Origin of the sequence: Aeromonas allosaccharophila (assembly GCF_016026615.1) — a bacterium.
Lineage (GTDB): Bacteria > Pseudomonadota > Gammaproteobacteria > Enterobacterales > Aeromonadaceae > Aeromonas > Aeromonas allosaccharophila.
In genome coordinates, this window is the sequence record NZ_CP065745.1 from 2,820,484 (window position 1) to 2,833,998 (window position 13,515).

At 61.5% G+C, this 13,515-nt stretch carries 12 protein-coding genes; 9 read left to right on the forward strand and 3 right to left on the reverse strand.

Annotated elements, in window-relative coordinates; all coding sequences use genetic code 11:
• Positions 1-19: 19 nt before the first annotated feature.
• Entirely contained in the window at positions 20-628 is a 609-nt protein-coding gene (lysE, locus tag I6G90_RS12780; protein ID WP_197931197.1) for an L-lysine exporter, read from the reverse strand.
• 208 nt (positions 629-836) lie between these two features.
• Positions 837-1,619, reverse strand: coding sequence for a LuxR family transcriptional regulator (locus I6G90_RS12785; protein ID WP_042656381.1), 783 nt, complete (start codon positions 1,617-1,619; stop codon positions 837-839).
• 62 nt (positions 1,620-1,681) lie between these two features.
• On the opposite strand from I6G90_RS12785, the gene I6G90_RS12790 reads away from it, so the two are divergent.
• The 6 genes from I6G90_RS12790 to I6G90_RS12815 all read left to right on the forward strand — a co-directional run bounded on the left by I6G90_RS12790 (position 1,682) and on the right by I6G90_RS12815 (position 9,229).
• Entirely contained in the window at positions 1,682-2,332 is a 651-nt protein-coding gene (locus I6G90_RS12790) for an acyl-homoserine-lactone synthase (RefSeq protein WP_197927777.1), read from the forward strand.
• A gap of 198 nt (positions 2,333-2,530) precedes the next feature.
• The gene (locus I6G90_RS12795) at positions 2,531-3,430 is read left to right on the forward strand and encodes a LysR family transcriptional regulator ArgP (protein WP_197927778.1); all 900 of its coding nucleotides are present in this window, start codon (positions 2,531-2,533) and stop codon (positions 3,428-3,430) included.
• A 100-nt stretch (positions 3,431-3,530) separates the two neighbouring features.
• The gene (locus tag I6G90_RS12800) at positions 3,531-5,567 is read left to right on the forward strand and encodes an exoribonuclease II (protein ID WP_197927779.1); all 2,037 of its coding nucleotides are present in this window, start codon (positions 3,531-3,533) and stop codon (positions 5,565-5,567) included.
• 255 nt (positions 5,568-5,822) lie between these two features.
• Positions 5,823-7,463 (forward strand): sensor domain-containing diguanylate cyclase, encoded by a 1,641-nt coding sequence (locus I6G90_RS12805; RefSeq protein ID WP_197927781.1) that lies wholly within the window; start codon positions 5,823-5,825, stop codon positions 7,461-7,463.
• A gap of 5 nt (positions 7,464-7,468) precedes the next feature.
• Entirely contained in the window at positions 7,469-8,572 is a 1,104-nt protein-coding gene (locus tag I6G90_RS12810; protein WP_197927783.1) for an EAL and HDOD domain-containing protein, read from the forward strand.
• A gap of 66 nt (positions 8,573-8,638) precedes the next feature.
• Positions 8,639-9,229, forward strand: a complete 591-nt coding sequence (locus I6G90_RS12815) for an HAD family hydrolase (protein WP_197927785.1) — start codon at positions 8,639-8,641, stop codon at positions 9,227-9,229.
• Between the two features lie 132 nt (positions 9,230-9,361).
• Here I6G90_RS12815 and hfq read toward each other — a convergent pair whose 3' ends face one another.
• On the reverse strand, positions 9,362-9,721 hold the full coding sequence (gene hfq / locus I6G90_RS12820) for an RNA chaperone Hfq (protein ID WP_005335772.1): 360 nt from the start codon (positions 9,719-9,721) through the stop codon (positions 9,362-9,364).
• A 176-nt stretch (positions 9,722-9,897) separates the two neighbouring features.
• On the opposite strand from hfq, the gene I6G90_RS12825 reads away from it, so the two are divergent.
• The 3 genes from I6G90_RS12825 to I6G90_RS12835 are packed head-to-tail and all read left to right on the forward strand — an operon-like array spanning position 9,898 to position 13,377.
• On the forward strand, positions 9,898-11,169 hold the full coding sequence (locus tag I6G90_RS12825; protein ID WP_197927786.1) for a PqiA/YebS family transporter subunit: 1,272 nt from the start codon (positions 9,898-9,900) through the stop codon (positions 11,167-11,169).
• Positions 11,162-12,811, forward strand: coding sequence for an intermembrane transport protein PqiB (pqiB, locus tag I6G90_RS12830; protein WP_182969780.1), 1,650 nt, complete (start codon positions 11,162-11,164; stop codon positions 12,809-12,811). Before I6G90_RS12825 ends, pqiB begins: the two co-directional genes overlap by 8 nt.
• A complete protein-coding gene (locus I6G90_RS12835) occupies positions 12,808-13,377 on the forward strand; it encodes a PqiC family protein (RefSeq protein WP_197927787.1) in 570 nt (189 codons plus the stop codon). The genes pqiB and I6G90_RS12835 overlap by 4 nt, the downstream gene beginning before the upstream one ends.
• The last annotated feature ends 138 nt before the right edge of the window (positions 13,378-13,515 follow it).

Genomic DNA, 13,515 nt, shown 5'->3' on the forward strand with positions numbered 1-13,515 from the left:
CACAATGCCCGGCCCCCTGCTAACCCCCCAGGGCAAGTTGCAGTGCCAGCGTCAGCATGATGATGCCGACCAGCAGGTCGATCCCCCGCTGCACCCGGCTACGTGCCAACCAGGGTGCCAGTGCCGCCGCCCCCAGCGCCAGCGAGTAGAACCACACCAGCGAGGCCAGCATGGCCCCCGCCGCAAACGCTGGACGCAGGGACTCATTTACCTGACTACCCAGCGAGCCGAGCAGCATCAGGGTATCGAGATAGACGTGAGGGTTGAGCAGCGTGACCCCCAGCGTCATCGCCAGCACGCTTTTGGCCCCCATCAGCTGGGCAGAATCGGCAAGCCCCTCCCCCTTACCGCGCCAGGCACTGAGCAGGGAGCGGCCGCCAAACCAGCCGAGAAACAGCACCCCGCCCCAGGTGAGCAGCGCCATGCCGAGGGGGCTGGCAGCAAGCAGATTGGCCCCGCCAAATACGCCGATGGCAATCAGGACGAGATCGCAGCCACTGCAGAGCGTGGCACTCAGCAGATGGTGATTGCGATGGATGCCCCGGCTCAGCACAAAGGCATTCTGGGCACCGATGGGGATGATCATGGCAAGGCCGATGGTGAAGCCTTGCAACGTCGTAGCGAGCAGCATGAGAGTACCGTCCGAAGTGATGAATGAACGGCACTATAGCGAGGGGGATGCATCCAGAGAAATGCGTTGATTTACTGATTGATTCATTTTGCTAATGATGGCCACCACAGCCATCCGCTATTCAATCCCTTGTCAATTACCGGATCTGACAATTGTGACCCTCGGAGTGCGGCAGGAGAATCGGTTGTGTCTGTCGGACTCCGGCCTATTGCAGCACGCTGGGGAAGTTGGTGACCACAACCTGCTCCAGATTGGGCAGCAACAGCCCGGTGCCAACGCCCTTGGCAATGGCCTGATAGCGGTTCATGGAGCCGGTTTTGCGGGTGACCTGATTGAGGTGGTAATTGACCGTGCGCTCGGTGATCCCGAGGATGCAGGCGATCTCGCTGGAGGTCTTCCCTTCACTGGCCCAGAACAGGCACTCGGTCTCACGCTCGGTCAGGGGCTCTTTGCCCACACTGTCCATCATGCTGAACCGCACCACCCGAATGGCCGCATCGAAGATGTAATTGGACATCCAGGAGAGGATCGGCGAGGACTCCAGCAGCAGATCGCTCGATGCCCGCTCGGCCGTGATGAAGGAGAGAATGCCGTTCTCCCCGGCTGCGCCGTGCAGGGGGAAGGAGATGCCGTTGCGCAAGCCGAACTCGGCTGCCAACCCCATCACATCCATGCTCCCTTCTTGCAGAAAGCTGGCCCGCTCATCGAGGCGATTCCAGTAGATAGGCAGCGTCTGCTTGCGCGCCAGCTGGATCACCGGATCGCACGCCAGCATGTTGTTCTCGGTATAGGCCTGCACCCAGGAGTCGGGGCAGCGGTTGAACAGCACCACCTTGGGCCTTTGCATCGACATTGGCAGGATCAGGGCAAAGCGGTAGTAGTCGTAGCCCATCCCGAGCGTAAAGCGACCAATCAGTTCGGCCAGACAATTGCCATCCGTCACCGAAGTGAAATGTTCGAGGTACTCAAGCAGTTGGTCTCTGTTCATATGAAAGCCCCCTTGGCCAGACATGTGATTATAACGGCGAATAGCAAGATAGAGGGTCCAAAATGTTGGTTTTCAAAGGAAAATTGAGAGAACACCCACGAAATGAGGTGGAAAATGAACTCTATCGCTTTCGAAATCGCGTCTTTTCCGACCGGCTCGGCTGGGATGTGGAGTCGCATCGTGGCCTGGAGCGTGACAGCTTTGACACGCCAGACACCCACTGGGTGCTGATCGAAGACGAGCAAGGCGTGTGTGGCTGCATCCGGCTGCTCAACTGTGCCGATGCCTATATGCTGCCCACCATCTTCCCCACCGCCCTTGCCGGTGAACGCGCACCACGTAGCCCCGATGTCTGGGAACTGACCCGTCTGGCTATCGATGCCCAGCGCGCTCCGCGCATGAGCAATGGCGTTAGCGAACTCACTTGCGTCATCTTCCGCGAGGTTCATGCCTTCGCCCAGACCCACGGGATCCGCGAACTGGTCGCCGTCGTCAGCCTGCCGGTGGAGCGCATCTTCCGCCGCCTCGGCCTGCCCATCGAACGACTCGGCCACCGTCAGGCGGTCGATCTGGGCGCGGTGCGGGGCGTTGGCATCCGCTTCCACCTGGATGAACGCTTCGCGCAGGCTGTCTCCCAACCTCTGCTGGGCCATTATCAAACCAGCCATTATCCACTGCAGCAGCCGTCACTGGCGCTGGCAGTCCACTCATAAAAAATCCCGGGAAAACAGACCCGGGATAAACAGATCGCTATGATCCCGCAGGGCTACCCCATGCGGCACCAGAGAGTATCCTCCCTCAGTGGCCTGACCACTACTGTCAAAAATCACAGCGCCGCCCCCGTTTCAGCCACCATTGTTGTCCCGGCCCGGCTGACGTAGAGTCAGCCCTGATGCAACGGGAGGGACGCAATGAAAGAGCTGGATTACAAACTGCTGCGGGCACTGGATGCGGTGCTGCAGGAGCAGAACTTCGATCGGGCGGCCAAGTCGCTCCATATCACCCAGTCGGCTATCTCCCAGCGGATCAAGCAGCTGGAGCAGCAATTTGCCGAGCCGCTGCTCATTCGCAGCCAGCCGCTGCAAGCCACCCCGCTCGGCCAGAAACTGCTGGCCCACTACCGTCAGGTACACCAGCTCGAGCTCGAACTGGCGGGCGATCTGACCCCCGACGAGCCGCAGGGACCGATCCGGATCAGTATCGCCGTCAACGCCGACAGCCTGGCCACCTGGTTCCTGCCCGCCATCGCCCCGCTGCTGGAACTGCACCCCATCGAACTCAACCTGCTGGTCGATGACGAGAGCCGCACCCTCGACAAGGTGCGCGAGGGGCAGGCGTTTGGCGCGGTCAGCCTGCAGCCCCGGCCGCTGGCGGGTTGCTGCGTCGACGAGCTGGGGGAGATGAACTACCTGCTCACTGCCAGCCCCGCCTTCGTGACGCGCCACTTTCCCCACGGTCTGACCCGGGAGGCACTGGCCAGGACACCGGCGGTGGCGTTCGATCAGCGCGATGATATGCATATCAGCTTCATGCGCCGTCACTTCGGGCTGGAGCCCGGCGGTTATCCCTGTCATACCGTCCACTCGTCAGAAGCCTTCGTCGCCATGGCCGAGCAGGGGTTGGCCTACTGTCTGATCCCCGAATTGCAGATAAGAAGCCAGCTGCAAGCCGGAACACTGGTCAACCTCAGCCCCGACCACATCTTGATGGAACGACTCTACTGGCACCGCTGGGTACTGGAAAAAGGGGTGCACAAACAGCTCTCCCTGCGACTCATTGACCACGCCAGATCGCAGCTGAAACCACGCTGAGCAGGCCATTCACCTTGGCTTTGGAGGGGTAAAAACGTATAGTGCTGGGCGATCCTTCATCAGGTCTCCACCCAGGTTTTCCACTTCAGGTTCCTCACTTATGTTCCAAGACAATCCGCTGCTGGCCCAGCTCAAGCAACAAATCCGCGAAAACATCCCGAAAAAAGAGGGTGTGATCCGCGCCTCGGACCGGGGCTTCGGCTTTCTGGAAGTCGATGAGAAGACCAGCTATTTCGTGCCGCCTCCCTACATGAAGAAGGTGATGCACGGTGACCGGGTGACCGCCCTGATCCGCACCGAAAAAGAGAAGGAAGTGGCCGAGCCGGATACCCTGCTGGAGCAGTCCGTTACCCGCTTCGTGGCCCGGGTCAAGATGTTCCGTGACCGCCTCAACGTGGTCGCCGATCACCCGCTGATCAAGGATGCCATCAAGGCCCGCGTCAAGAAGGGTCTGGATGAGAAAGAGTTCAAGGAAGGGGACTGGGTAGTGGCCACCCTCAAGCGCCATGCGCTGGTTGACGGCAACTTCTCTGCCGAGATCATCCAGAAGATCGCCGCCCAGGAAGATCACAATGTGCCCTGGTGGGTGGTGCTGGCGCGCCACAATCTGGCCCAGATCGAACCGGCTGATTTGCCGGAGTGGAAGGTCATCGAAGAGGAAGAGCTGCCCCGCACCGATCTGACCGATGTCCCTTTCTTCACCATCGACGGTGCCAAAACCAAGGACATGGATGACGCCCTGGCTATCCGCAAGCTGGATAACGGCTGGGAGCTGCTGGTCGCCATCGCCGACCCGACCGCCTATGTGGCCGAAGGGAGCGAGCTGGACAAAGAGGCCGCCCAGCGTGCCTTTACCGTCTACATGCCGGGCCGCAACGTACCGATGATCCCGCGCACCCTCTCCGACGAGCTCTGCTCCCTGAAAGAGGGCGAGGAGCGCAACACCCTGTGTGCCCGTCTGCACATCGCCGAAGATGGCCTGCTGATGGAGGAGACCGAGTTCTTCGCCGCCCGCATCTGTTCCCACGCCCGCCTCAGCTATGACGATGTCTCCGACTGGGCCGAACACGGCAAAGCGCTGACCATCGATGCAGGTGTGCTGGCCCAGTTGCCGCTGATGAAGGCGATGACCGAAGCGCGCATCGCATGGCGCACCGAGCACGCGCTGGTGTTCCCGGATCGCCCGGATTACGACTTCGAGCTGGGCGAGAATGGCGAAGTGCTGGCCATCCACGTCGAGCCGCGCCGCATCGCCAACCGCATGGTGGAAGAGTCGATGATCGCCGCTAACATCTGCGCCGGTCGAGTACTGGGCAAGAGCGTCGGTTACGGCATCTTCAACGTTCACACCGGCTTTGACGAAGAGTCCCTCGACGGCGCCATTGATCTGCTGAAAAGCGCCGAGGCCCCGTTCGAGCGCGACGAGATCGCGAGCCTGACCGGCTTCTGCGCCCTGCGCCGCTGGATCGACAACCTCGACACCCGCTGGCTGGATGGCAAGATCCGCCGCTTCCAGAGCTATGCGCTGATGTCCTCCGAACCGGGTGCCCACTACGGCCTGGGTCTGGATGCCTACGCCACCTGGACCTCCCCGATCCGTAAATACGGCGATATGGTCAACCATCGTCTGCTCAAAGCGGTCATCGCTGGCAAGACCCCGGGTGAGCGCCCCAGCACCGAGCTCACCGAGCACCTGACCGCCTGCCGCCGCCTGCACCGCATGGTAGAGCGCGACATCGGTGACTGGCTCTATGTCCGTTATCTGAAAGCCGCTGCTGGCACCGACAAGGTGTTCAACGCCGAGATCATCGACGTGATGCGTGCCGGCCTCAAGCTGCGTCTGCAGGAGAACGGCGCCGTGGTCTTCATGCCTGCCCGTCATATCCTCGACAACAAGGATCGGCTGGAGTGCAACTGGGACAACGGTCGCGTCTATCTGGACAAGACCGAAGTGGTCTATGAGCTGGGCCAGATCATCGAGGTCAAGCTGAACGAAGCGGTGGAAGAGACCCGCTCCCTCATCGCCAAGCCGGCGGTCGCCCTGGTACCGGGCCCGGCACCGGAAGCGCCGGTGGCCGAGAGTGCGCCAGCCGATAGCAGTGAAACGCCTGCGGACGCTGCCCCCAAGGCAGAATAAGCCGCGCAGAGTCATCTGATCTGCCCGTGAGCCCGCCATCGTGCGGGCTCTCTTTTTGCTCCGCATCCTGCCCAGCTCGCGGCCAAAACCACCGCCACGGGGCACGGTTTTCACCGCGATGGGCGGAGAACTCAGTGAATGTGTCTATGAGCCGCACTGAATGCAACCGTTATGTGCGCCACCTCTCCTTTCTGACATATTAATCAAAGAGAAATATCTATATACTCGCTTGGGTACACCCCAAGGGATATTGGTATGCAGGAATGGGACCCGGAACACTTCACAAACTTCGCTCAGTTATGCGAAGTGAGCCTCGCCACCATCCGTGAAAAAACCGATGCCGAACGCCTTTACCTCTGGCTGAAAGCCCCCGAACCGCAACTCTACAGCTTTCAGCTCGATCAGGGGCTGACCAGACTGGCTCCCGCTCATCTCGAACAGCTGATCCTGCCCCACCATCTGATCGACAAGGCGATGGGCAAGGGGCAACTGGTGATCGAGCAGATCTACCAGCCGCCAGACTCCGCTGAAAATGTCGAGCCAGCCCAGCAACGGCTGCGCGCCTGCTTCCCCCTCAAACGGCACATGAAACTGGAAGGGGTCATCTATCTGGAGACCCACCGCCGCATCGACCGCCTCTCCTCTCGCCAGCGTCAGGGCATCCAGCTGCTTATTCACTATCTGACTGCCGAACTGAGCAATCACCTGCTCTCCTGCCAGGTGGATCAGGAGCGGGATCAACGGCTCCATACCCAGACCGATCTGGTGCAGAGTCAGGCGCTGCAGGGCTCCTTCCTCAATATGCTGCAGGCGCTGCACATGGTCAGCGTCACCCTCTCCCGCAGCCGCAGCGAAAACGAGTTGCTGCGGGACGCCGTGCTACTGGCCCGCAAGGATCTGCAGTTCGACCGGGTCGCCATCTTCCTGATCGAGCCCGATGGCAAGACCATGCGCGGCACCTGGGGCACCAGCGAAGAGGGCGAGCTGGTCGACGAACATGGGTTCATCAGCCCCATCCCGGATCACCCCACGGTACAGGAGGCGCTCAGGCGCAAAGACTACGTGCTGGTGCTGGAAGATACCCCGCTCTACTACGAGAAGCAGCAGGTAGGCCGTGGCTGGAACGCCATGGTGTCGCTGTGGGATGGCTCCACCCCCATCGGCTGGATCGCCGCCGACAACCTACTCTGGCACCGACCGCTCAAGGCCTATCAGAGCGAAATTTTCAAACAGTACGCAGCCATCCTGTCACAGCTGCTGATCCGCCAGCGCACCCAGGAGCAGCTGGAAACCCTCAATCGCCAGCTCGAAGCGCGAGTCACCGAGCGCACCATGCAACTGGCCGAGACCAACCGGGCGCTGGAAGAGGCCAACCGGCGCCTCTCCCTGCTGTCGCTGGAGGATCCCCTCACCGGCATCGCCAACCGGCGCCAGTGGGACATCACCATGCAGCGGGAGTGGGAGTGGGCACGGCGCACCCAGAACCTGCTGGCGGTGCTGATGATCGACGTCGACGAGTTCAAGGCCTACAACGACCACTTCGGCCACGCCAAGGGGGATGTTTGTCTGCAACAGGTGGCCCATGTGCTGCGGGATGCGGAGCGGCGCAGCACCAATCTGGTGGCCCGTTACGGCGGGGAGGAGTTCGTCGTTCTGCTCTGCGCGCCCCAACCCGGTGAGGCCGAACAGCTAGCCGGACGGATCCACGATGGACTGGCCCGCTTAAAACTGCCCCATCCCGCCTCGCGGGTTGCTGATTTCATTACGGTTAGCATAGGATTTAGCTATCTGGTTCCCTCTCCGGACGAGGCATGGCAGACCCTGACCGAACAGGCTGACCAGGCGCTCTACCACGCCAAGTCACAAGGGAGGGCCCGCACTCTGGCCTATCGGTGATCTCCATGCTGTTGCGTCGTTATCCCATCTTCAATCGTCGCCTGGCTCTGGTGGCCAACGGCATCGACTATCAACTCAGCTCACCGGCCGAATGGCCCTCACTGGCGCAACATTGCCGCCTGCTGGCGCAGGGGCGTCAGTATCTGGTGCCGTTCACCCACGAACAGCTCGATGAGCAGCGCCCGCTGCTGTTTGATCAAGATGTGATCCCGCTGGTTGAGGCGTCGAGCGAACGGCTGCCCGGCTCGTTTCCGGTGCTGGAGCAGTGGCGTGACAGTCGGCGCAGACTGGCGGTACACGGCGCCAACCGCGATCCACGCTGGTTCGGCGCCAGCCGCCTGCTGGTGTTCTGGATGGGCGAAGAGGGGATCTGCCAGCCCACCGAGCACAAGCGGATGGCACTCGATATCGCAACCTGGGAGGATTTTCTCCCGCTGCGAGAGGCCGGGGTCGACTTCTTTGCTGGCGGTTTTCTCGCCCGCCCGGAACTGGTCAATCAGCGGACCAACCAGCCCGACATGGCGCTGGTACAGCAGATCCTCCAGCTTATCTGCCACGAGGAGTTCTCCTTCGCCCAGGTGGCCCGCCTGCTGGAGCAGGATGCCTCGCTGCCCGGCCAGCTGCTCACCTATGTCAACGCACCGGGCTTTGATCATGCCAGCCCCATCACCTCGGTGCCCCGCGCCCTCTCCTATCTGGGGGAGCAGGAGATCCGCAAGTTTGTGCTGATCAACGGGCTGGCCCGGGTGAGCCAGCATATGCCGGAGGCCTGCACCCGCATGGCCATCGCCCGCGCGCGCTTCTGCGAGCTGATTGCCCTCACCGCGCTGGGCAAGGCGGAGGCAAGCTGGGCCTTTCTGGTCGGGCTGGTCCTCGACGGCTCCATGCTCTCTGCCCCCCTGATGGCCCACCTGCCCAAGAGTGTGAAACGGGCCATCGAGCTGCATGAAGGGCCGCTGTTTCATCTGTTCCAGCTGGTCAGCACCTACGAACAGGGCAACTGGGCGCTGCTGGAGCAGCTTGCCCCCAAATATCAGCTCGACCCGAGCAGACTCACCCCCGTCTATTTTCAGGCGCAAATGTGGGGGCAAGCGTTTCTCACCAGTTAGGAGATGGCAGGACGGTGAGCCACTGGCTAGAATGGGCTCCCTTTTTGCCAGAGGCTCACCCGCACCATGACTCTTTCCGGATTCCAAGGCCTGGTCTTTGACCTTGATGGCACCCTGGTCGACTCCATGCCGCTGCACCTCGCGGCCTGGGAGCACACCGCCCGCGAGTTTGGCTTTCACTTCGATTCTGACTGGTTCTATGAACTGGGCGGCATGCCGAGCCGCAAGATTGCCCTGCTGGTGGCACAGGAGCAGCAGATCCCCCTCGACCCGGTCGAAGTGACCCGCTGCAAGACCGCCCACTATGTGGCCAACCTGCACAAGGCGACCATCTTTCCCGCCATGCAGGCACTGGTCGAGCGCTATCACGGCGTCATCCCGATGGGGATCGGCACCGGCTCGCCCCGCGTCAACGCCGAGGCTGTGCTGCGCAATACCGGGCTGGATCGCTACTTCTCCGTGGTGGTCACCGCCGACGATGTAGAGCAGCACAAGCCCAATCCGGATACCTTCCTGCTGGTCGCCCGCAAGCTGGGTGTCGAGCCGTCAGGCTGTCTGGTGTTTGAAGATACCGGCATTGGCGTACAGGCAGGGAAAGCTGCTGGAATGCAGACCTGCATGGTCAAAGAGGGGAAACCGGTCGGTATAGCGGAGTGATGCGGAAAAAAATATCGCCCTGCAAGGGGCGATAAGCGGAACCGGCTCTCATACGGGACATGAATGACAATGAGAGCGGGCTCCGTCAGCCGCTGACGCAGGGCGCGTCAACGGGGCGTGCGGGGCAGACGATTACTCGTTGTTGCCGCCGCCCTGATTGTCATCATAACGACCCGGCGCACCGTGGGGGCGCGGCGCCATGGAGACACGCGGCTTGCGAGCACGCTGGATATTCACCTGCGGACGGCCGGTGTGCATGGCGATGGTGGAGATCTTGGCCTTGTAGACCAGCTGCTGGTTACCATGGGCATCGGTCAGCAGCACGCTGTACTGGTCGAACCCGCTGATGGTGCCTTCCAGCTTGATGCCGCTCACCAGAAAAATAGCGACCTGACTGCGGTTCTTGCGCAACCAGTTGAGGGCAGAATCTTGCCCGTTCCCGAGGGAGAAGGCTTGCTCGATGGTGGAGTAGCTTGGGGATTCAGTTGTCATAAATTATTGTCCCGCGGAAAAAAAGTGGCGTTTGATTGTGCTAAATGGGCACTGGCTTGTCAAAGTCATTCTCACTCCCGCCAGCAATAGCGGCCTCCGGGGGCTGGTCGCTGACCAGTACAACTGCGATAATCGCCAGCTCTGGCTCCACCACGGGCCTTATCTGGGGTTTTATCTTGCATCCGGCTTCACACCAACACCACACCACCTATGTCCATGATGCCACTGCCTGCGAAGAGTGTGATCTGCTGATACCGGCCACACCGCTCGAGGTGGGGCAGGCCAGTTGCTGTCCCCGTTGCGGACACACTCTGAGTCGCCACCTGCCGCAGCAGGAGTTGCGCCCGATCGCCTACGGTTTCGCGGCGCTCATCATGTTCGTGCTCGCCAATGCCTTTACCTTCATGTCCTTCTCGGCCAAAGGGATAGGACAGGAGATGACCTTTCTGCAGAGCATCACCACCCTGGTGGATGAGGGCTATCTGTTTCTCGGCGCGGTGCTGAGTCTGACCCTGATCGGCCTGCCGCTGGTCTATATGGGCTCCATCATGCTGGTGCTGTGGCGGGTCGATAAAGATCTGCACAGCAATGCCCTGCGCTCCCTCGGCCGCCTGCTCTGCCGGATCAAACCCTGGCTGATGGTGGATGTCTTTCTGGTAGGGGTGCTCATCTCGCTGGTCAAACTGATGGGGATGGCCGACATCAAGATGGGGCTGTCGTTCTGGGCCTTCGTCGGTTACACGGTGTTGCTCATCAAGATGATCTCCTCGCTGGATCAGATGTGGCTGTGGCAGCGGCTGTTCGGCCCCACCGCACCGCGCGAGATCGACCCGGAAGCGGGGGCACTGGAATCCGGTCTGGTGGGCTGCCACATCTGTGGGGCCCTGAGCGAGGTGGACAGCCACAGCTGCTCCCGTTGTGGCGGTTACCTGCATGCGCGCAAGCCGGGCGGCCTGAACCGTACCTGGGCGCTGCTGTTTACCTCCGCCATTCTCTATGTGCCCGCCAACCTCTATCCCATCATGGATACGGTGTTCCTCGGCGATGACAGCCCCTCCACCATCCTCGGTGGCGTGGTGCTGCTGTGGGCCATGGGTTCCTACCCCATCGCAGCGGTGATCTTTTTCGCCAGCGTGGTGGTGCCGCTGGTGAAAATACTGGCGCTATTCTGGCTTTGCTATATGGTGCAGCGCGGCAATGTCACCTCCCCCCTCGGCAAGCTCAAACTCTATCGTATGACCGAATTTGTCGGACGCTGGTCGATGATCGACGTCTTCGTGGTGGCCATTCTGGCGGGCCTGATCCGGCTCGACAATCTGATGACCATCTACCCCGGCCCTGCGGCCGTCGCATTTGCAGGTGTGGTGCTGATCACTATGGTCGCCGCCATGAGTTTCGACTCCCGCCTGATCTGGGATTTACAACAAGGAGAACGCGAACGTGAGTGAGCGTAAAAAAAGGTGGAAACCGGGCTCTGATTTTCTGAGCTCTGCCGCCGCAATCTGGATGGTGCCCCTGCTGGCGCTGTGCATCGGCATCTGGATGCTGTTCCAGCACTGGTACTCCCAGGGCCCGAGCTTCACCCTGACTGTTGCCACCGCCGAGGGCATCGTTGCCGGCAAAACAGTTATCCGCTCCCGCGAAGTGGACGTCGGCCGCATCGAGGCCGTAGAGCTGAGCGAAGACTACAGTCACGCGGTACTGAAGGGGCGGCTGAACAACGCCGCCTCCGGCATGCTGCGCGGTGACAGCCAGTTCTGGGTGGTCAAACCCCGGGTTGGTCGTGAAGGGATCTCCGGCCTCAGCACCCTGCTCTCCGGCGCCTATATCGAACTCGCCCCCGGCAAGAAAGGGCGGGCGAAGGACGAGTACGCCATGCTGGACAAGCCGCCGCTCGCCTCGCTGGATGCCAAGGGGCTGCGCCTCACCCTCAGCAGTCGCGACACCCGCGCGCTGGGGGAAGGCTCCCCCATCAACTATCAGGGCTTCACCATCGGTCAGGTGGAAGAGGCGAAGTTCCTGCCAGAAAAGAGCGAGATGCAGTATCAAATCTTCATCAACGCCCCCTATGACATTCTGGTGAGCAGCAACTCCCGCTTCTGGATGACCCCGGGCTTCGAAGTCTCCATGAGCAGCGAGGGGATGAAGGTGAAGATGGATTCGCTGGAGAGCCTGCTCGACGGCGGCATCACCATGGGCCTGCCTGCCGGCTGGGCACCGGGTGATCCGGTCAAGCAGAACGACGATTTCACCCTGTTCCAGGATGAGGCGAGCGTGCTGGCCGGTAGCCTGGATCAGTTCATCGACTACGTCTTCCTGTTCGATGACAACGTGGCTGGCCTGCACCCGGGCGCCGCCGTGCAGTACCGCGGCATCCGGGTCGGTACCGTCATCTCGGCGCCCTACATGATCGAGGAGAAGGGGGTTCGCATCTTCCAGAACCGCCAGATCCCGGTACTGGCCCGCATCGAAGTGCAGCGCCTCTCCCACCGCTTTGCCAAGGCGGAGAAGGATCAGTGGCGTGCCCTGTTCGGCAAGCAGTTCAAGGAGGGGTTGCGTGCCAGCCTCAAGACCTCGAGCCTGCTGACCGGCGGCAAGATCATCGACCTCAACTTCTATCCGGACGCGCCGCGCTTCGAGCAGGCCAAGCTGGCCGGTTATCAGGTCTTCCCCACCGTGCAGGGCGGGCTGGATCAGATCGAGCGCAAGGTGAACCTCATCCTCGACAAGTTTGTCGACATGGACATGGCGACCACCCTGACCAAGGTCAACGGGTCACTCACCACCCTGGATGGCACCCTGAAGAACATCAGTGCAGTCAGCGCCAACCTGAACAAGCTCACTGCCAAGGATTCCACCCAGCAGCTGCCCGCCTCGCTCAACGAGAGCCTCAAGCAGTTGCAGGAGACCTTGCAGGCCTATGATGCCCAGTCGCAGACCAATCAGGACCTGCGTCAGTCGGTGCAGACCCTCAATCAGTTGATGCGCGAACTGCAGCCGCTGGTGCACTCCCTCAACGAGCAGCCCAGCTCGCTGATCTTCGATCGCGCGCATCCATCGGACCCTGAGCCCAAGCGAGGCAAACAATGAAAAAAGAGATCCTGACGCTGGCCCTGTTGGGCCTGCTGGCGGGGTGCAGCAGCCAGCCAAGCCTGCACTACTACTCGCTCGATGCCGACAGCCAGCAACCCGTGACGGCCCCGGCCCAACCGCAGCACCAGCTGGTGCTGCGCCCGGTGGCGCTGGCAAGCCAGCTCGACCGGATCAGTCTGGTCTATCAACTGGAAGGGCAAGAGCTGCACTTCACCGAGTACCATCGCTGGGCCGGTGCGCTGGACGATCAGCTCAACCAGCTCACCCTCAATGGCCTCTCCACCCGCCTGCCGGGCTGGGTGGTACGGCAGGATGGCGCCCGCAAGGGGCCGGTGCTGACCATTCTGGTGGAACGCTTTCAGGGCCGTCATGACGGCAGCGCCGTGTTGAGCGGTCGCTGGCGCCTGCTGGCGGAGGATGGCACCGTGCTGCGCGATGCGCCCTTCCGTCAGGAACGGGTACTGCCGGCCGATGGCTACAACGCGCTGGTGAACGAACTGGGTCAGGGCTGGCAACAGCTGCTCGACCAGATCGCCGATGAGGTGCGCCAGAGCGCCAGCTAACCGGCCATCAGCCGATTGCAGAGATAAAAAACGACGCCAGCTGGCGTCGTTTTTTTATATGCGAGTGTCAGGCGATGACTCACGCCTTGGCGGGCAGGCTCAGGCGGGCAACCGCTTCGACGTGCATGGCGTGGAGGA